The sequence below is a fragment of the Streptomyces sp. NPDC054840 genome (assembly GCF_053611065.1).
The window spans coordinates 1-19,004 of sequence record NZ_JBSGZP010000048.1 but is presented as its reverse complement, the minus strand read 5'-3'; the positions used below and the strand labels follow the sequence as shown (position 1 = coordinate 19,004).

Below are 19,004 nucleotides of genomic sequence, written 5' to 3'. Positions count from 1 at the left end.
GGATTCCGGTGCGGGGCACTTCCCTGTGCGCCCTCAGTACGTCCTGCGGTGCGCCGGCAGGCCCATGAAGTCGAATAACTCCTCGGCGGCCGCGCGGTATCCGGCCGCGGCCGGGAGATTCCCGAGCGCCTCGGCCGCATGGGCCATGCCCACCAGTGCGGAAGCCTCCTCGGCGCGGAAGCTCATCGGCTCCGCGATCTTGTGGGCGTGTGTGTGCAGGTCGAGCGCCACCTCGTGCTCCCCCCACATCATGTGGAGCCGGCCGAGGACGTTCTCGACCTTGGCGAGCCGGATCGGGGCGCCGCTGGTACGGCCCAGGACCAGGGAGCGCTCGGCGAACGCGCGGGCCTGCGCGCCGTCGCCCCGCTCGTGCGCGACCTGGGCGGACAACGCCAGCACCAGGGCGACGTCACCCGGCGACCGGGTCTCGTCGCACAGGTCACGGGCGCGCTTGAGACCGGCGTCCGCGTCCGTGTACTCGCCGAGCCCCACCTGCGCGAAGGCCAGGTCGGCCAGGGCCATGATCTCGTTGCTGCGGTAGCCGAGGTCCCGGTCGATCTCGATCGCCCGGCGGGCGGCCGCGGCCGCCTCCGGATAACGCCCCCACCGCTCGTACAGCGTGCTGAGGATGGTGAGGCTCTCCGACTCCGCGCGCAGATTGCCCAGTTCCCGGCCCGCCGTCACCGACCGCTCCAGCAGGGGAAGGGCCTCCCCGTACCTCCCGAGCATCGACAGCAGCAGCCCGATGGTCGATTCGCTGTTCGCCTCGGTGTGCCGGTCCGCGGCGCGGACCGCGGTGTCGCGCGCCTCACGGGCCACCTCCAGGCCCTCCTCGAAGCGGCCCAGCTTCCAGCAGGCCGCGCCCAGATTGGCCAGGCTGATGCCGAGGAGCGCGGGATCGTCGAGCCGGCGGGCCGCCGCCACGGCGAGGTGGCCGACGCTCCAGAACTCGTCGAGCTGCCCGTGCGAGTGCAGGTGGAAGCCGATGTTGCGGCTCAGGCAGGCCGCGTACCGGTCGTGGCCGGACCGCTCGGCCAGGGACACGGCCGCCAGCAGTCCCGCCTGTTCCCGGTCGAACCAGCTCACGGCCTGCTCGGCGTCCCGGAAGCGCGGCCGTTCGCCCTGGTACGGCAGGATGCCGGTGGGGCGGCGCTCACGGCCCGGGAACAGCACCTCGCAGGCCGCGTCCGAGGTCGTCATGTAGTAGCTGAGCAGCCGCTCCACCGCCGCCGCGTCGTCGTCCGCCGTCGCCGGGCCCCGCAGGCTCTGGGCGAAACTGCGCACCAGGTCGTGGAAGGTGTAGAGACCGATGTCGGGCTGCTGGACCAGATGCACGTCGAGCAGGAACTCCAGGGCGTCCTCGGCGTCCCGGACGGTCGTACCGAGGAGCGCCGCCGCCGAATGGACGTCGGTCCCGGCGCACGGGTACAGGCTGAGGATGCGGAACGCGGTCCGGTACTCCTCGTCCATCGCCAGGTAGGACAGGCGAAGGGTCGCCGCGACGCTGCGCTCGCCGGAACTCAGCTCGTCCATCCGGCGCTTCTCGTCGCGCAGCCGCTCGACCAGATAACGCACGGTCCAGCGAGGCCTGTTGCGCAGTCTGGCGGTCGCTATCCGCAGCGCCAGCGGCAGGTGCCCGCACAGCTCGGCCAGTTCGGCGGAGGCCCCCGGCTCGGCGGCCACCCGGGTGGTACCGAGGGTCTCCGCCATCAGGCTGGTGCTGTCCTCGGGCTCCATCATCCCGATGGACACCCACTCGACGCCGTCGAGGTCCAGCAGCCGCCCGCGGCTGGTGATCAGGGCGAGACAGCCGGGCGAGGCCGGCAGCAGGGGCCTGATCTGGGCGGCGTCGACCGCGTTGTCGAACAGGAGCAGCATCCGCCGGCCGTCCAGCCTGGAGCGCCACAGGGCGGTGCGCCCCTCCAGGTCCTCGGGAATCCGGTCGCCCGGAGTACCGAGGGTCCGCAGCAGGCCGTCGAGCGCGGCGGCCGGCGTCACGGGGTCGCGGCCCGGGGTGAATCCGTGCAGGTCGATGTGGAGCTGCCCGTCGGGATACCGGTCGGCCAGCCGGTGCGCGGCGCGCACGGCCAGGGAGGTCTTGCCCATGCCTCCCATGCCGTCGATGGCCACGATCCGGGCGTACCGCTCGCCGCCGCGCCCCTCGTCCTGCACGTAGTCGAAGAGCTCGGCCAGTTCCTTGGCGCGGCCGGTGAAGTCGGGCAGGTCGTAGGGCAGGGTGCACGGGGCCTCGACCGGCGCGGTGCGCGTTCCCGGCTCCCCTTCCCGGTCCGGTTCCGTGCGGGCCAGGGTCTCGGGGGCCGCGCCCTCGGACGGCCCGGTCACGGGAACCGCCGGTTCGGGCGCCGGACGTGCGGGCACCGCCGGCTCGGGCACGGGACGTACGGGCGCCACGGGTACCGGCGCCGGCCGTTCGGGCGCGGCCAGTTCGGGGCTGTCGCGCAGGATCGCCTCGTACAGCTTGGCCAGCCGGGGGCCGGGGTCGATCCCGAGCTCGTCCACCAGCAGCTCGCGGACCTCCCCGTACTCCTTGAGCGCCTCGGCCTGCCGCCCGGAGCGGTACAGGGCGAGCATCAACTGGCCGCGCAGCGTCTCCCGCAGCGGGTGCTGGGTGATCAGGGCGCGCAGGCCCGAGATGAGCTCGCCGCTCTCGCCCAGTGCGAGGCACAGGTCGAAGAACTGTTCGGCGGCGGCCAGCCGGCGTTCCTCCAGCGCGGTCGCCGCGGCTTCGATCACCGGTCCGCCGGTGCCGGACAGGACCGATCCCCGCCACAGCGCGAGAGCGGCCCGCAGTGCCTCGGCGGCCGCCGACCGCCCGCCTTCCCGCAGTGCCTGGCCCGCCGCCTTGGTCAGGGCGTCGAACTCCAGGAGATCGACCTGGTCGTCCGCCACCACCACGCGGTATCCCGGCCCGTCGGTGGCGATCACCTCGGTGCCGGTGGGTATGCGCCGCCGCAGATCGGCGACGGCCTTGCGGACCTGGTGCGCCGCGGTCACCGGCGGGTCCTTCTCCCAGGTCGCCTCGACGAGGCGGGCCACGGGCACCACCCGGCCGGCTTCGAGCAGCAACATGCACAGGACCCGTTCCTGGATCGCTCCCCCCAGCCTCAGCCGTACGTCGCCGATCCATCCCTCAAGCGATCCGAGCACGTGGAAACGCGGCCTGCCCCCCGCAGGATCCACGCTTCGTCTCTCCCCGGACTCCGCATCCGCCCCCGGCATCGGACATCCACCCCCAAAAGAACAAGACCCCTGGCCAGGTCATGTCAGCCGGATCATAGGGGTTACCCCTCGCACGCGGTAAGCATCCGGTAGCAGATCAGGAAGGGCGACACGGACAGTTCATGGGCGGCCCGGAGCAGGCAGCACACGGAACGAGTACCGAAGGAGCAGGCTGTGGGAAGACTGGAGAGACCGCTGGCCCCCGATGCCGGACCAGTCACCGCGTTCGCCCGGGAGTTGCGCAGGCTGCGGACCGCGGCCGGCAGTCCCGGCTACCGCGACATGGCAACCCGTGCCATGTTCTCCGCGTCCGTGCTCTCCGACGCGGCCGCCGGCTACCGCCTCCCGACGCTTCAGGTGGCCCTCGCCTTCGCCGAGGCCTGCGGCGGTGACCGCGCCAGCTGGGAGCGCCGCTGGCACGAGGCGGCACGCGCCGACGGGGACGACGGAACCGCCCGTCCGGCGGTCAAAGCCGTGCAGCAGCACCAGGAGAACGAGCTGCGGGCGGCCGACGTACGCGCCGTGCTGCCGCCGCCCTCACAGCTGCCGATGGAGGCTCATCCCCTGGTCGGACGGCATGAGCTGCTCCAGCGGGCCCGGGCGCTGACCGCCCCCTCGTACGACGGGCCCCGCCCCGCGGCGCCCCTGGTGATCAGCGGTCAGGTGGGTGTGGGCAAGACGGCCTTCGCCCTGCGCCTCGCCCACGAACTCGCCGTGAACCTGCCCGACGGGCAGCTCTACGCGAACCTCGACCCGGCCGCGGACGGACGCAAGGACGCCGCCGGGATCGCGGGCGGTTTCCTGGAGGCGCTCGGCATCCCCACCGACCGGATCCCCAACGATCCCGGTCAGAGAATTGGCCTGTACCGGTCGCTTCTCAACCGGCGGCGGCTGCTCGTGGTGCTCGACGGCGTCCAGCACGAGCGGCAGATCCGGGAACTCCTCATCGCGGCGCCCGAGAGCCGCATCATCATCACCAGCCGATCGCGTCTACTGGGCCTCGACGGAATTGGCCGGATCCGGCTGCCCGCACTGGACCGCGACGAGTCGATGGAACTGCTCGCCCAGCTTCTCGGCGGCGACCGGGTCGGCACCGAGCCGCGCGCCTGCCTGCGCCTCGCCGACGCCTGCGGGGACCTGCCGCTGGCCCTCAACCTGGCCGGCCGGCGCATCGCGGCCCGCCCCGAGTGGATGCTCCAGGACTCCGTGTCCGAGCTGCTCGGCGACGGGCCGGGCGGTCCGGCGGGCCACCAGGGCCACCAGGGACGCGACGGACAGCGGGCACCCGGCCGTTTCCTGGCCCGGCTGCAGATCGGGGACGACGCGCTGAGCACCCGCCTCGACAGCGCCTACCGGCTGCTGACCCCGTGGGCCCGCCTGATGCTGCGCCAGTTCGCCGGCTCCGACAACCCGCCCTCCGTGGACAACGTGGTGTACGAGTCCGCGGACGCGCTCGCCCTGCTGGTCGAGCGGTCCGCGCAGCCGGTGGAGGACCTCCTCGAACGGCTCCTCGACGCGGGGCTGCTCGACCACTCCGACCTGCCGGGGCAGTACGGCCTCACGCCGATGGCCCGGGCGTACGCGCTGACCCAGCCGGACCCGACGGAGGAGGACACCGCACCCGCGGCGGGGCGGGGCCAGGCGCACGCCCGGCAGCCGAGCTGAGGGCTGCCCCGGAAGCCGGCCCGCCGGCCTGCCCGGCGTCCGGGCGCCTCAGGCCGCCCCGTAGGTGATCGTGACGTAGAGGTGCTCGTCGAGGATCTTGGCGAGGGACACCCCGGGGCGGCCGATCCCGGCGCACAGGGCGGCCTCGTCGAGGCCGCCGCTCTCCTCCAGTGCCGCACGCGCCCAGCTCCGGCCGAGCTCCAGGTGGCGGGCGAAGGCGGCCCGGTCCCGGGCCCCGTGCAGCCGCTGCGCGATGGCCGCGTCCCACGGCATGACCGACTCGGGCCGCAGCGCGTACAGCGCCTTGGCCGCGGCGGTCGGGCCGAGGCTGCGGCGGCCCATCGGCAGCGCCGCCAGCTCCTCGTAGGCGTCGGCCAGCCCGGCGATCTCCCGCGGGGTGAGCCGGGCCAGCGGCGCGTGTGCGGGCGCGTGCCGCTCCGCCCATGCGGCGAGCCCCGCCCCGAAGGTGTCGGGCTCGCCCTCGCGTGGGTAACGGATGCGGCAGCCCCAGGAGTTCAGCCAGCGGTGCAGGGCGCTGCGGTGCGCGGCGAGGGAGAGGTCGAGGGCGTGGCCGGTCTCCTCGCGCAGCACCTGCCGGCTCCGGTCGACGCCCGCGAAGCCGTTGAACACCTCGGCCGATGAGCGCAGTTCGGCCAGGGACGGCGCGGGCGGGAGCGGCGGCGCGGCCGGCGGGTCCAGATGGGCGCGGGCGACCTTGGCGGGCACCACCATCCGCCAGGCCTCGGTGACCAGCTCCGTCAGTTCCCGGGCGTCCAGGGCCGCCAGACGGGCCTCCACCCAGTTGAATCGCAGATCGGATTCGCGGGGCAGGAAGAACTTCTCCGGCTCGGCGGCGACGAGCGCCGCCCGCTCCTCCTTGGGGAAGGCGAAGCCCAGGTCGCTCTCGTCCCGGGACAGGGCGAGATAGACGATGCTGCCGATCCGGAACTTCACCCGGTCCCGGATCAGGTGTTCCTCGGTCCTCGGCAGGCTCAGCGCGAGCCTGCGTACGTCGTCCACCGTTGCCAATGCCCGCTCCTCGCGCATCCCGGCGCCGCTCACAGACCCGCGAGCTGCGGGGTGTGGACGTCCAGCGGTGGCCCGTCGAGCGCACCGAGGCCGATCAGCGACGGACTCCTGCCGATCAGCCGGTCGGCCAGCGACCGTGCGATGAGCGGCGCGAACTTGAAGGATGTGCCACCGCAGGCCGCGTACGCGAATCCCGCGCCGCCGAGGGCGACCAGAAGGGGGCCGCCGGTCTCGGCGAAGGACGAGTAGTAGGCGTCCTTGGACGCGGTGACCCAGGCCGGGCCGAAGCCCGGGAGGATGTCCCCGAACTCCTTCTCCAGTTTGCGCTGCCAGTACGGGTCGGTGGCGTGGTCGGTGATCCCGTCCACCTCGCGGCAGGCGGTCGCCGAGGTCAGTTTGAGGGCCGTGCCCGCCACCGGCGGGATCAGCCAGGCTCCGCCCGCGGTGCCGAGGGCCGGGATGGCCGGAGTGGCCGCCCAGGCCTGCGACTGGTGCCGGGGCACCCGGCAGTAGAGGAGGGACTGGCGGTACAGGGTCAGCCGCTCGGCGATGCTCCGCGGCAGCAGGTCCCGGGACCAGGGGCCCACGGCCACCAGCACCGCGTCGCTGCGCAGCACCCGCCCGTCCACCAGCCGTACGCTGCCGCTCTCGCCGTCGACGGCGGTCACGGCCCGGTGCTCGATCAGCTCGATGCCCCGTTGCCACTTCAGCCAGCCGACGCAGGCGGCGAGGACCCGTTCGGCGAGCAGCACGCCCGCCTCGTCCTCCAGTACCGCGCCGAGGCCGCCGCCCACGTGCAGGTGCGGATAGCGGTCGGCCAGGCCGGCCGCCGTCAGTTCCCGGGCGTGGCCGCCGGCGTCGGCGAGCATCGCCGCCGCGTCGGTCGCGGCCCCGGGCGGCAGGACGGTGAGGGAGCCGACCTGCTCGTAGAACCGCGTCAGGAACAGTTCCTCCAGTTCGACCCAGCGGTGGTGCGCACGCAGTGCGGCGGCCGTGGTCCGCGGGTCCGCCGGATGCAGGGCCCGCAGGATCCGGTGCTGGTCGAAAGAGGTGGCTCTGCTGTGCGGGATGGGGCCTTGGTCCACGACCGTGACCTTGTGTCCGTCGAGCACGCACTCGACCGCCGTGAGCAGGGCGATCACTCCGCCGCCCACTACCGTCACCCTCGTCGACATCACACACCTCCCTTCAGTTTTCGTTGAGCCGACGGGTCAGCTGTCGAGGACGATCGTGGTCAGTGCGGCGGCCTTGGCGAGGGACTCCTCGCAGCTCAGGAAGTCGTCTCCGGCGCAGATCAGGTTGGCGTACCGGCTGAGGTAGCCCTCGGGCGGCAGCAGCAGCCGCGCCCCGGGCGCCACCATGACGTTCGTCTCCAGCAGCCCCGGTACGTCCGAGGTGGCGGGGACGTCGACCGAGCGGACGGTGCCGTTCTCCGGCGGGTACAGGAAGCGGATCCCCACGGTGCGGGACTCGCTCGGGTCCCATGCGGGGCGGACGCCGGCGGCCACGTCCGCGGCCAGTTCCCCGGGCTCCACACCGGTGGCGAGGCTGCCGAGGTAGGGGATGAGGTCGCCGCCGAGGCGGGCGTTCACCTCGATGATCACCGGGCCGCGGGTGGTGAGCTTCACCTCCGTGTGGGTGATCCCGTAGCCGATCCCCAGTTCCCGGTGGGCGGACCGCAGGACGCGCAGCAGGTCCGCGTCGGCGAGCAGCGGGTCGGTGGCGCTGACCACGTGACCGGTCTCCTCGAAGTAGGGCGCGAGGCCCACTTCCTTGTGCGCGAGGAACAGCGGGGTCCAGGCGCCGTCGAAGACCACTCCGTCGATGCTGATCTCGGGGCCCATGACGCACTCCTCGACGAGCACCCCGCCCTCGTAGTCGCTGTTCCCGCCGCGGCTCGCGGCGTCGGCGACCTCGAATGCGGCGGGGATCCCGGCCGCGTCGTCGACCCGGATGACGCCGATGCTCGCGCCCATGCCGCGGGGCTTGAGGACGACCGGGTAGCCGAAGGAGTCGGCCGTGGCGAGGGCGGTGTCCGCGTCGGTCACGTAGGCGAAGTGCGGCTGGGGCAGTCCGGCGGCGGTCAGCAGCTGCCGGGTGTTGTGCTTGTTGCGGCAGTTGTCGGCGCCGCGGGAGGTCAGGCCAGGCAGTCCGAGCCGCTCGGCTATCAGGGCGGTCGTCACCACGAGCGTCTCGTCGTAGCTGAACACGCCGACCACGCGGTGTTCGGCGGCCACCGCCTCGGCGGCCTTGACCAGGCCTTCCGTGTCGGGCACCAGGCGTTCGCGGTCGAGCAGTTCCACCGTGCTGGAACCGAGTACGTACTCCTGCTGCCAGGTCGGGTCGGCGGCGTCCAGGATCCAGATCGGGCGGCGCCTGGCGGCGCCTGCGAGCAGGTACTCGCGGTAGGCGCGCTGTCCGCTGCCGACCAGGATCACCACACCGTCATCGGTCGTGCGGTCGTCGTCCGTCATCTTCGTCACCTCGCGGAGTGGGTCAGGACCCGGTCGCCGGCCGTCGCGATCGCCGCGAGCTGCGGCTGGGCGATGGCCAGGTAGTCGGGGGTGGACAGGGCCACGGAGCGGTCCAGACGGGCCGCGTTGAAGTAGATCTCTTCGGTGAGGATCAGGCCCTCGTCGACGACGAGGTGCAGATCGGGGTGGAAGCTGAGCGGCATCACCGTGCCGCAGACGCTGCCGGCGAGGCGCTCGGCGATCTCGGGGGTGGCGAAGGCCGTCCGCCCGCCTCCGAAGAGCGCGCCGACCGCCTCCAGGTCGACCTGCCGGTCACCGGGAACCACCGCGAGCACGTACTTGCCGACCCGTTTGGTGATGCTCACGCGGACGACGATGCACTTGGCGGCCTGGTCCAGCGGGTGGCCGCGCAGGACGCTCGCCAGGTCGGTCCGGCCTTCGGCCGGATGGTCGATCAGCCGGTAACGCGCCTGATTGCTGTCGAGGAGGCCGATCAGCCGCTGGTACATCAGAGCACCTCGCCGACGTAGTGCCAGTCCTCGGGATTGATCAGTCCGAAGGGGTTGATCGGAGCCACGCCCTTCAGGTTGTTGGCCACTTCCAGGAGGCGGAAGGGGAAGTTGGGCATCCAGATGACCGGGACCTGCTGCGCGATGTAGTCCTGGTAGGCGTACAGGTCCTCCAGGTCGTCGCTGACCACGGTGCGGGCGATCAGCTCGTCCGCCTTCGGGTCGCTGTAGCTGCCGAAGTTCACCGAGGAGCCGGTCGAGTAGAGCGCCTCACCGGTCGGATAGAAGCCGGGGCCGTAACCCCAGCCGCCGTTCCAGTCGCTGAACTCCCACAGGCAGGGGCTGTCGGGGCCCGGGGTGCAGGTGGTGTCCTCCAGGACCAGGACGCTCGCCTCGACCTCGGTCAGCACGATCTCGATGCCGGCCTTCGCGGCGTCGGCGGCGAACTTGCGCATGACCGCGGTCAGCGTCTCGTGCCCTTGGGCGTAGCGCATCGAGAACCGCAGCGGGGTGCCGGCCGGGATGCCCTCGCCCGCCTCCCCGGGGCCGGTGCCCTCGCGGACGCAGAGCGCCGGGGTGGTGCTGGTGTCCCAGCCGTTCCCGGTCAGGAGGGCGCGGGCCTTTTCGACGTCGAAGGGGTACGGGTCCTCGTGCGCGGCGGGCGAGAGCAGCGGGCTGTCCGGCAGGGCCGGGATGGGCCCGGTGGTCGGGTAGCCGTAGCCCTTGTAGACGTCGCGGATGGCGCCCCGGGAGTCGAGGCAGGACTGCAGTGCCTGGCGGAAGTAGAGCTGCTTGAAGATCTTTCCGGCAACGGTGGGGTTGTTGAAGTTGATCGGGAAGTAATGGATTTTGTATGTCAGCTGGGGGACGAGGTCGTAGTTCCCGCCGAGCGGATTGGGCCCGCCGACCAGCGGGTCCTCGGCCGGCTCGGTCACCTCGTCGAAGGGCAGGAAGCCGATCTGCACGCCGTCCAGGGCCTCGGGGCCGCGGCGGAGCATCTCGTACTGCTCGGTGTCCGATCCGGTGGGCACCAGCCGGAACTCGTCCAGGTAAGGCTTGTCGGTGCCGGAGTAGGTCTCGTTGGGCACCAGGACGGCCTCGCCCGAGACGCCGTCGATCGTGTAACTGCTGAGCTTCCAGGGTCCGTTGACAACGGTCCAGACGGGGCTGGTGTCCCAGCTCTTGCGTTCGTCGTTGCAGGCCCGCAGGTAGGCGTAGACCGCGGAGGCCTGCGCGGGATCGTGGGTGGCGTCGGCCGGCCGGTCGTCGGCGGTGCGGTCCCACGCCTTCGGAAGAGGGGTGATGGTGCTGAACTGGTTCATCAGCACCCAGTTGTGCGAGTAGGCGCGGTCGAAGGTGAAGCTGACCTTGTCCTCGGCGACCTTCTCGTAGCCGGTCAGGTTGTCCGGGAAGAAGCCCGGGGTGTACCCGCCGAAGCTGTCCTTCTCGGCCTCCAGGAGGTGCATCCACAGCATCACGTTGTCGGCGCCGACGGTCTCGCCGTTCGACCACTTGTACGGCTTGACCGTGATCGTCGCCGTGCGGCCGTCCTCGCTCCACTGCGGGGGCCCGGCGAGGCTGCGCTCGTAGTCGACCGTCGGCCGGCCACCGGTGCCGTACCAGTACAGCGGGCGGTACATCAGGGTCTGGAACTCGTGCAGATTGGCCACCCCGTAGTACTCGCCCGGGGTGAAGGGGAAGATGAAGACGGGGCTGAAGCCGCTGGTGCAGGCCCAGGTCACGCTGCCCCCGCGGAGCGGGGTGGTGGGCGGGGTCATCTCGGTACCTCCTCCAGTGCGGATACGCCGCTGTCCGCATGGGCTCCGTAGCGCTCCCAGCGCTCGTTGAGCCGGATCCGTCCGTCGTCCAGGAACTCGGGGGTGCTCCAGCACCGCCCGGCAACCACCTCGCCGTCCGCGAGGACCATCGTGTAGGCGAACTCCAGGTTCCCGCCGGGCTCCACGCGCCCGTTCAGCGAGCCCCTGCGGACGGGGCCACCGTCGAAGTCGGCCCAGAGCAGGTCGCCTTCCTGGCGGTAGTGGCCCACGGGGGCGTCCTCGTCGGACGGGTATCCGGTGTTGCGGAAACTTCTGCCGTCGTAGTCGATCACCGGTGTCGTATCTCCTGAGTGATGCACTTGACCGCGCCGCCGGCCTTCAGCAGTTCGGACATGTCCACGGGGTGCGGCTCGAAGCCGCGCTCGCGCAGCTCGCCGATCAGGTGGGTGGCGGTCTCCGTCACCACCACGTTCAGTCCGTCGCTCACCGCGTTCAGACCGAAGGCGTCGGCGTCCTGGCGGGTGGCGAGGATCGCGTCCGGATACAGCCGGCGCAGCACCTCCTGGCTCTCCGCGGAGAAGGCGGCGGGGTAGTACGCCACCAGGTCGTCGTCGAGGACGAACAGCGCGGTGTCCAGGTGGTAGAAGCGGGGGTCGGTCAGGGTCAGGCCGACCACCGGCAGGCCGAAGAACTCGGCGAGCTCCCCGTGCGCGCCGGGGTCGCTGCGGAATCCCGCGCCGGCCAGGATCCGCCGGCCGGCCGGGGCGAAGTCGCCCTCGCCCTCGTTGACGTACCGGGGAAGGCGGATGTCGCGGTAGCCGCGGGCTTCGAACCAGGCCCGGTGGGCGTCGGCCTCGGCCGCCCGCTCCTCGTGGCGGAACTTGGCGATCAGCACCTTGCCGTCGACCACGGTGGCTCCGTTGGCGGAGAACACCATGTCCGGCAGGCCCGGGACCGGGTCGATGAAGGAGACCTCGTGTCCGAGGGCGACGTAGAGGTCCCGGATCCGCTCCCACTGGGCCAGCGCCAGGCCGGCGTCCATCGGCTTCTCGGGGTTCATCCACGGGTTGATCGCGTAGGTCACCTCGAAGTGCGTCGGCCGGCACATCAGGTAGTGCCGCTTCGTGGCCGTACGCCGCGGGGTCTCAGCCATGCTCCGGCCTCATCTCGGTGCGGATGCGGCCGGCCGCGACGTGCGCGGTGGTCAGCGCCTGTGTCAGGGAGCTGCCGGTGGCGCCGATGAAACCGAGGATGTTGTTGCCCGCCGGCGGGCGCTTGATGACGGTCCCCGCCGTGGCCGTGATCTTGAGGAAGAACAGTGCCGGGTCCGCGGCGACCTCGGTCGGCACCTCGATGGACTCGACCGTGCCCGCCCCGCTGATCAGGCACATCGCGGCGGTGTGCACGCCGGTCGGCGCGTAGTGCGAGACGTCGGGCCGGATGCCGCGCGCCACGTCCGCCACGCACCGGATGGGGTCGTGGCCGGCGCTGATCCGCGCCATGTGGTCGAGCCCGCCGCCACCGGGACGGATCGCGATCTCCAGGATGAAGGGCTTGCCCTGGTGGAAGCGCACCTCGGCGTGCAGCACGGACCGGCGCAGTCCCTGGGCGTGGGCCGCGTCCCGGACCACCTCGTGGACCGCGGCGATCTGCTCGGGGGTCAGGGAGCTCGGCGCGTGGTGGACGTCGTCGTCGAAGGTGCCGCTCTCGACGGTGATCCGGTCCACGATGGAGCCGAGGTACACCTCGTCGTCCCAGGCCAGCGCCTCGATGAGGTGCTCGTGGCCGTCGAGGTAGCCCTCGACGATGATCCCGTTCGGGCCGAGGTCCAGTCCGTCTGCCTCCATCAGGGCCCAGGTCATGGTCTCGATGCCCGAGGTGGCATCCGCGAAGCGGGCCCGCATCTCCTCGGGGTCGTCGACCTTGAACACGAAGTTGCTGGCGGCGCCCAGGGTGGGCTTCAGGATCAGCGGGTAGCCGAGCTCCTCACCGGCCGTCAGGGCGGCCTCGACGTCGGGGGCGTGGCGGAAGCCGGGGTGCGCCGCGCCGCCGCGCTCGTGGGCCTGGCGCATCAGCAGCTTGTTGCGGCTGGTCCGGGCGGCTTCGAAGCCGATGCTCGGCAGGCCGAGCGCCTCGGCGACGACCGCCACCGTGACGACCCCGGACTCCGAGAAGGTCAGGACCCCCTCGAACTCCTCCTCCGCGTGCCAGACCTTGGCGGCGGTGACGATGTCCTCGATGTGCTTGGAGCCGGCGATCCGGTAGCGGTCGGCGTCCCAGAAGTCCTCCGTGCCTATGCCGTTGAGGACGTGGACCTCGGCCCCGAGGGCCTCGATCTGCTGGTAGCGCGAGATGTAGTAGGTGGCGTTCTGGCTGGCTTCGATCGCGAGCAGCTTCATCTGTGCCGACCCCCCTCAGACCTTGGCCGGGACGGGCTCGGCGGCTTCGGTGACCTGGGCGGCCTCGGCGACCGGCTCGGACACGGTCCCGGCGGCGGCTTCGGCGGCGGCTTCGGCGGCGGCGACCTCACGGTCGTGCTTGCGGAGCGAGATGACGGTGAGGGTGGAGATGACGACGACCAGGGCGGAGAGGGCGTAGAAGCCGTTCTTCACGTGGGTGGAGTCGACCAGGAGCGAGATCAGGACGACGGCGGCGGTCCCGGCGGCGAGGCCGAAGGCGTTGGTGGCGCCGAACACGAAGCCCGTCTTCTCCTCGGGCGCCGCGCTCATCAGGGCGGTGCGGGCCGAGATTCGGGCCACGCAGAAGGCGATGGCGGCGAAGGGGATGACGGCCATCATGGCGTAGAGGTGGACGGACTCCATGGACAGGAGCACCGCGAAGGCGAGGTAGCCGATCAGGGCCGTCTTCAGCACGGTGGCCTTGGAACTGATCTTCTTGAAGGCCCAGGCGGCGAACAGGGCACCGATGCCGAACAGGGCGTCGACGATGCCGAGGTAGCCGGCGTTGGACTTGAAGCCCTCGATGACCAGGACCAGCATGATGCTGTTGCCGACGATGATGACGATGTTGCCGATGATGTAGAGCAGCGCGAGACGGGCCAGCGGCGGGCGGGAAGCGGACAGACGGGCGGCGGCGGCCGACGCGGCCTTGGCCGCGGCCTCGGTGACGGCCTGGCCGGCCGGACGACGGCCGATGAAGAACAGCAGGACGGCGGAGAGCAGGAACGTGATCGCGTTGAAGTAGAAGAGCGACGTGGTGCCCACCCAGACGATCACCCAGCCGCCGAGGGCCGCCGAGGCGAGCGTGCCGGCCTGGATGGCGATCTCGGCGTTGCCGTTGAACTGGGCGAGCCGGGACTCCGGGATGCGCTCCTTGATCAGGGCGTTGCTGGCCGGGAAGAAGAGGGCCGCGGAGATCGACAGGACGAAGCTGGCGACGTAGCTGACGGTCGAGGGGTTGCCGCCGAGGGCCAGCCAGACCGGCAGGGCGATCGCGGCGACCGCGCTGGCCAGGTCCGAGATCATCGCCAGGGTGCGGCGGTCGAAGCGGTCGGCGAGCTTGCCGAAGAAGAGGGACAGCGCCACCTGCGGGATGGTGACGGCGATCATCAGCCAGCTGACCGCGAGCATGGTGTTGGCCTCGGTGAAGACCAGGTACGAGGCGGCGGTGAGCTGGATGCCGTTGCCCAGGTTGGTGATGAAGGTCGCGGGGATGAGCAGTCGTTCTGCCCGATTGGGACGGGGCGGGGCGATCGTGGACACAGTGCTCCTCGGAGGTCAGGCTCGGATGACGGCCGGCTCGGCCTGGGGCGCGAAGGCCCCGACCGCGGTCGACAGGAGGGGGAGTCGCAGCGGAGCGACGGGGTCGGCCGGGAAGGCGCCGGCCGGCAGGCTCAGATCGGCGCCGGCCCGCTCGGCCCGGGCCGCGAGGTCGACGAGCAGCGGAGCGGCGCACGCGGTCAGCGTCCGGACGGCGAGGACCAGGTCACCGAGGTCGCTCGGGACGCCCGGCGCCACCCGGTCCGCCTGCTTCAGCAACCGGTCGAGGTGCACGACGATCAGGTCCGCGGCCCGGTGGAGGCTGAAGCTCTCCAGCTCGTAGTGCGAGCGGAACCGCTCGACGACGATGCCCGCCTCCTGGGCACCGGTCTCGGAGACCGGCAGCAGCGCCTCCGCCGGAACCGCGGCGAGCAGCTCGTCCAGCCGGCCCGCGAGGTGGTTCCACGGATCGACCAGCCGGGAGCTCGACAGGCTGTCGAGCGCCTCCCGGCTGAAGTTCGTACGGGAGTGCTCCGGCGCGGTCAGCGCCAGGTAGAAACGCACCAGGTCGCGGGGCACCTCGGCCACCAGATCGGCGGCCCAGACCACGTGGCCTTTGCTTGTGGAGAACTTCTGGTTCTCCAGTTCGTAGAACTCGTTCGACACGATGGCGTGCGGCTCGACGTACCGGTCGCCGTGCGCCATCAGCAGGGCCAGATGCGTCATTCCCCAGAAGTAGACGTTGTCGAATCCGAGGAAGTACACGAGGTCGATGCCGTGCTCGGACAGCCAGTGCTCGTCAAAGCGGTCGGTGTGCTCACCGAGCTGCTCGGCCGCGTACCAGGTGCAGTACATCGAGGCGGCCATGCCCTCGGCCCAGGCGTTGAGGACCTGGCCCGGCGTCTCGGTGAACGGCGCCGGGATGCCCCACGCGGTGGGGTAGGTGATCGGGAAGTCCGGCAGCGGCCGGTCCAGCGCCTCCCGGACGAGCTGCGCGGTGTGCGGGCGCAGTACGTCCCGGTGCCGGACGTAGTAGTCGGCGAGGCGGTCCCGGTACTCCTCCATCGGCAGCACGAGGATCTGCGCCTCGCGGTGCGTGACCACGGCGTCCGGGTCGACGGTGGAGCGGGGGCGCAGCAGTTCGTCGAAGTTGTTGGGGTGGCCGCAGGACTCGCAGAGTCCGCCGCGGCTCTCCACGAGGCAGACCGGGCAGTCGCCGGCGACCAGGCCCTCCATCAGGTACTCGCCGGTGGCCTCGACGTACGGCAGCAGTACCGTCCTGAGCCGGAAGGCCCCCTCGGCGTGGAGATCGGTGACGAAGTCGATGACGGTCTGCCGGTAGCCCTTGTCGAAGGGGGCGAAGCCGTCGACGGAGACACCGGCCGCCTCCAGGGTGGCGCGGATCTGCGTGGCGGAGCGCAGGGCCAGCTCCTCCGGGGTCACACCGGCGCGGGCGGCGCTGGCCACCACGTAGGTCTGGCTGTCGTCGGTACCACTGGTGAAGATCACCGGCCGGTCCGACGCCCGCAGGTAGCGTGCGTACACGTCGCCCGCCAGGTACGGGCCCGCCAGGTGCCCGGTGTGCAGGTCCCCGTTGGGGGTCGGCGGCGGCGCGATGATGACCGTACGGCGTGTCATGCCTGGGCTCCTTCGTGGCGGGCTGCGAACCGCTGTGTCATGTCGAGGTCCCACCAGACGCTGTACATCTCGAAGTCCTCGTCGGACTCGTTGATCACCCGGTGGTCGGAGCCCGGGGTGAAATGCGCGATGTCCCCGGTCGTGAAGGGCCTGCGGACGCCCTGGGACTCCAGGACGGCGGAGCCGGCGACGGCGATGAAGATCTCGTACTCGTGGTGGGCGTGGGCCGTCGATGCGGTGCCGGGCCGGATCACGCACCAGGACCCTTCGAAGGGGGCGTTGAGCTCGGGCCAGGGCAGCAGCCGCTGCGCGTCGAGGCCGTTCTCGTGCGTCAGTCCTTCGCGGTCGAGTGGCTGGGTGAGCATGTGCTTCGGTCTCTCCTCGTCTGACGGGTACGGCTCGTGAGGGGTGTGCGGGTCTCAGACCGCGCCGGCGAGCGCGAGCTCACGCGGGGCCGGGGCCTCGCCCTGCCGGCCCCGGCGGTGCGCCAGGATGTCCTGGGTGATCTCGGCGGAGCGGCCCGCGAGCACGCTGAGCAGCGAGTCGGCGATGCCGTGGGTGGCCTCGTTGACGCCCTGCAGGTAGCAGGCCGCGGTCGCCGGGCGGCCCAGGTCGAGCCGGTACTGACGGCTCACGTTGATCTCGTCGAGGCCGATGGACTGCGCGAGGGCCTTGACCGCCCACGGCATCTCGCGGACGAAGCCGGTGCCCAGGAGCACCAGGTCCGTACGCATCTCCCGCTCGGCTCCCGACTTGCGGTCGACGAGGGTCAGGACGACCTCGTCTCCGTCCATGCGGGCGCCGGTCACGTCCGTCATGGGGTGCATGGCCAGGCGCTCCTGGCCGGAACGGCGGTCCTGGTAGAACTGCCGGTACAGGCCGTCCAGGGTGGCGGGGGAGAGTCCGCCGTAGTTGGAGCGGTACATCTCGTCGAGGAGCTGCTGGCGGGCCTCGGGCGAGGATCCGTAGAACTCGTCGATGAACGACGTGTAGTAGAGCTCGTTGGTGAACTTGCTGCTCTCGTAGCCGTTCAGACCGATGGAGCGCATGATCATCGTCGGCTTGCACTCGGGCAGGTCCCGCAGGGCGGCGCCGAACAGCTCGGCCGCGCTCTGCGCGCCGCCGATCACCGCGACGCGGTGCGGCAGGTCGGCCCGCACATCGGCGATGCGCTGCGTGTACTGGGTGCTGTGAATGACGCGCTCGGCCGGCAGACCGTCGAAGACGGCGGGGACGTGGGCGTCCCGGCCCGCACCGATCACGAGGTAGCGGCAGCCGATGGTGTCGCCGTCGGCAAGGGTGACCAGCCAGCCGGCCAGCTCGCCGTCGTCGCCCGTCACCGACTCGACGCCGGCGCATTCGCGGCCGTATTCGACCTGCACCGTCTCCAGTTCATCCGCGACCCACTGCAGGTACTCGGATATCTCGCTGCGGTAGGGAACGAAACTCGCGAGGTTGACGAAAGCGTCGAGACGTTCTTTCGAGTGAAGGAAATTGACGAAGGAGAATCTGCTGCACGGATTGCGCATGGTGACCAGGTCCTTGAGGAAGGACACCTGGCTGAGCGCGTCGGGCAGCAGCATGCCTCGCTGCCACACGATGTCCTGCTCGCGCTCGATCAGCAGGGTGTCACCGGCCAGCTCGGGTGCGAGCTCCTCGACGGCGACCGCCAGCGCCAGGTTCGCCGGGCCTGCACCGACTGCGAGCAGTTCGACATTGCGATGCGCCATGGAAGTACCTCCAGATGGAACAGGTGGACAGGTTCGTACGGTCAGGCAGGACGGTTCGCGTCCTTGCGTTGCCTCCCGGGTGATGACCACATTCCATGGCAGCGCCCGATTGCCCGGAAGGCGTCTCGGCCACGGACAATCAACTCGGCGGCGCCCCTCGCGGGCGGGTTGATTGGCCGGTACCACCGATTACTTCCGGTCAATGCGCGGCCCCATTTCCATGGGGACCAGTGATCAGTTGCGTCACACGCATCCGGCTGGCCGAACCATCCCTCGGGCAGCCGGGCTTCCATCGAAACCCCATGAGAAGGAGCCCTCGTGCCGCTCACCGAGCCCATCACCCCTGCCGGCGCGCTCTACCGTTCCGAGAGCCCGACCCGGGTCGCCACACGCCGCCGTCTGCTGATGTGCCGGCCCCGGCACTACGACGTCACGTACTCGATCAACCCGTGGATGAACCCGCAGCACGCCACGGACAACGCGCTCGCCGTCAGCCAGTGGGAGGGCCTGCGTGACCTGTACCTCGAACTGGGCCACGTGGTCGAGGAGATAGACCCCGTCGAGGGTCTGCCCGACATGGTCTTCGCGGCCAACGGCGCCACCGTCGTCGACGGCAAGGTCTACGGAGCCCGCTTCCGGCACGCGGAGCGCACCGCCGAAGGGCCCGCGTACCTGCGGTGGCTGGAGGGCCGCGGCTACACGGACACGCTCTGGCCGGAGTTCGTCAACGAGGGCGAGGGCGACATCCTCACCGTCGGCCGCCGCCTGCTGGCCGGTACCGGCTTCCGCACGGACCCGCGTTCCCACGCGGAGGCGCAGGAGTTCTTCGGCCTCCCGGTCACCTCGCTGACCCTGGTGAACCCGGAGTACTACCACCTGGACACCGCGCTGTCCGTGCTGTCGGAGGACGAGGTCATGTACTACCCGGCCGCCTTCTCCCAGGGCAGCCAGGCCGTACTGCGCGCGATGTTCCCCACCGCGATCCTGGCCACCGCCGAGGACGCGGCCGTCTTCGGCCTCAACGCCTTCTCCGACGGGCGCCACGTGCTCCTGCCCGCCGCGGCCACCGGCCTGCACGCCAAGCTGCGGGCGCGCGGCTTCGAGCCGATCGGGGTCGAGCTCTCCGAGCTGCTCAAGGCCGGCGGCAGCGTCAAGTGCTGCACGCTGGAACTGCGCGATCGCTGACCGCGCAACCCTTTCGGCGGCGACGGTGTTTCTACCG

Annotated in this window: 15 protein-coding genes; 2 read left to right on the top strand and 13 right to left on the bottom strand. The window is 71.1% G+C overall.

From position 1 onward, the window contains the following. Positions 1 to 33: 33 nt before the first annotated feature. Positions 34 to 3,240 (bottom strand): AfsR/SARP family transcriptional regulator, encoded by a 3,207-nt coding sequence (locus ACWGIU_RS06130; RefSeq protein WP_453702908.1) that lies wholly within the window; start codon positions 3,238 to 3,240, stop codon positions 34 to 36. 174 nt (positions 3,241 to 3,414) lie between these two features. Between ACWGIU_RS06130 and ACWGIU_RS06125 the strand changes: the two genes are divergently transcribed. Then, positions 3,415 to 4,905 (top strand): NB-ARC domain-containing protein, encoded by a 1,491-nt coding sequence (locus tag ACWGIU_RS06125; RefSeq protein WP_453702907.1) that lies wholly within the window; start codon positions 3,415 to 3,417, stop codon positions 4,903 to 4,905. 48 nt (positions 4,906 to 4,953) lie between these two features. Here the strand turns inward: ACWGIU_RS06125 and ACWGIU_RS06120 are convergent, their stop codons facing one another. Genes ACWGIU_RS06120 through ACWGIU_RS06065 form a run of 12 tightly spaced genes read right to left on the bottom strand, consistent with a single transcriptional unit; the run spans position 4,954 to position 17,782 of the window. Then, positions 4,954 to 5,925: an MmcQ/YjbR family DNA-binding protein gene (locus tag ACWGIU_RS06120; protein WP_453702909.1), complete on the bottom strand. Its 972-nt coding sequence runs from the start codon at positions 5,923 to 5,925 to the stop codon at positions 4,954 to 4,956. A 38-nt stretch (positions 5,926 to 5,963) separates the two neighbouring features. After that, positions 5,964 to 7,109 (bottom strand): NAD(P)/FAD-dependent oxidoreductase, encoded by a 1,146-nt coding sequence (locus ACWGIU_RS06115; protein ID WP_453702905.1) that lies wholly within the window; start codon positions 7,107 to 7,109, stop codon positions 5,964 to 5,966. Positions 7,110 to 7,145: 36 nt separating this feature from the next. Then, positions 7,146 to 8,408, bottom strand: a complete 1,263-nt coding sequence (locus tag ACWGIU_RS06110; RefSeq protein WP_453702903.1) for an ATP-grasp domain-containing protein — start codon at positions 8,406 to 8,408, stop codon at positions 7,146 to 7,148. A gap of 5 nt (positions 8,409 to 8,413) precedes the next feature. Next, positions 8,414 to 8,917 carry a YbaK/EbsC family protein gene (locus tag ACWGIU_RS06105; protein ID WP_030714047.1) on the bottom strand — a complete coding sequence of 168 codons (504 nt, stop codon included), beginning with the start codon at positions 8,915 to 8,917 and terminating at the stop codon, positions 8,414 to 8,416. Beyond that, positions 8,917 to 10,695 carry an ABC transporter substrate-binding protein gene (locus tag ACWGIU_RS06100; RefSeq protein ID WP_453702900.1) on the bottom strand — a complete coding sequence of 593 codons (1,779 nt, stop codon included), beginning with the start codon at positions 10,693 to 10,695 and terminating at the stop codon, positions 8,917 to 8,919. The genes ACWGIU_RS06105 and ACWGIU_RS06100 overlap by 1 nt, the downstream gene beginning before the upstream one ends. After that, on the bottom strand, positions 10,692 to 11,027 hold the full coding sequence (locus ACWGIU_RS06095) for a hypothetical protein (RefSeq protein ID WP_453702899.1): 336 nt from the start codon (positions 11,025 to 11,027) through the stop codon (positions 10,692 to 10,694). The genes ACWGIU_RS06100 and ACWGIU_RS06095 overlap by 4 nt, the downstream gene beginning before the upstream one ends. Then, positions 11,024 to 11,848, bottom strand: a complete 825-nt coding sequence (gene ddaH / locus ACWGIU_RS06090) for a dimethylargininase (protein ID WP_453702898.1) — start codon at positions 11,846 to 11,848, stop codon at positions 11,024 to 11,026. Before ddaH (ACWGIU_RS06090) ends, ACWGIU_RS06095 begins: the two co-directional genes overlap by 4 nt. Continuing rightward, complete coding sequence (locus ACWGIU_RS06085) at positions 11,841 to 13,094, bottom strand: ATP-grasp domain-containing protein (protein ID WP_453702896.1); 1,254 nt, start codon at positions 13,092 to 13,094, stop codon at positions 11,841 to 11,843. The genes ddaH (ACWGIU_RS06090) and ACWGIU_RS06085 overlap by 8 nt, the downstream gene beginning before the upstream one ends. A 15-nt stretch (positions 13,095 to 13,109) precedes the next feature. Next, positions 13,110 to 14,417: an MFS transporter gene (locus ACWGIU_RS06080; protein ID WP_453702894.1), complete on the bottom strand. Its 1,308-nt coding sequence runs from the start codon at positions 14,415 to 14,417 to the stop codon at positions 13,110 to 13,112. Between the two features lie 15 nt (positions 14,418 to 14,432). Further along, a complete protein-coding gene (locus ACWGIU_RS06075) occupies positions 14,433 to 16,052 on the bottom strand; it encodes a class I tRNA ligase family protein (RefSeq protein ID WP_453702892.1) in 1,620 nt (539 codons plus the stop codon). Then, positions 16,049 to 16,417, bottom strand: coding sequence for a cupin domain-containing protein (locus tag ACWGIU_RS06070; protein WP_453702890.1), 369 nt, complete (start codon positions 16,415 to 16,417; stop codon positions 16,049 to 16,051). The genes ACWGIU_RS06075 and ACWGIU_RS06070 overlap by 4 nt, the downstream gene beginning before the upstream one ends. A 54-nt stretch (positions 16,418 to 16,471) precedes the next feature. Next, positions 16,472 to 17,782 (bottom strand): lysine N(6)-hydroxylase/L-ornithine N(5)-oxygenase family protein, encoded by a 1,311-nt coding sequence (locus ACWGIU_RS06065; RefSeq protein WP_453702889.1) that lies wholly within the window; start codon positions 17,780 to 17,782, stop codon positions 16,472 to 16,474. A 318-nt stretch (positions 17,783 to 18,100) separates the two neighbouring features. Here ACWGIU_RS06065 and ddaH (ACWGIU_RS06060) point away from each other — a divergent pair, with 318 nt between their 5' ends. Continuing rightward, on the top strand, positions 18,101 to 18,967 hold the full coding sequence (ddaH, locus tag ACWGIU_RS06060) for a dimethylargininase (protein WP_453702887.1): 867 nt from the start codon (positions 18,101 to 18,103) through the stop codon (positions 18,965 to 18,967). The last annotated feature ends 37 nt before the right edge of the window (positions 18,968 to 19,004 follow it).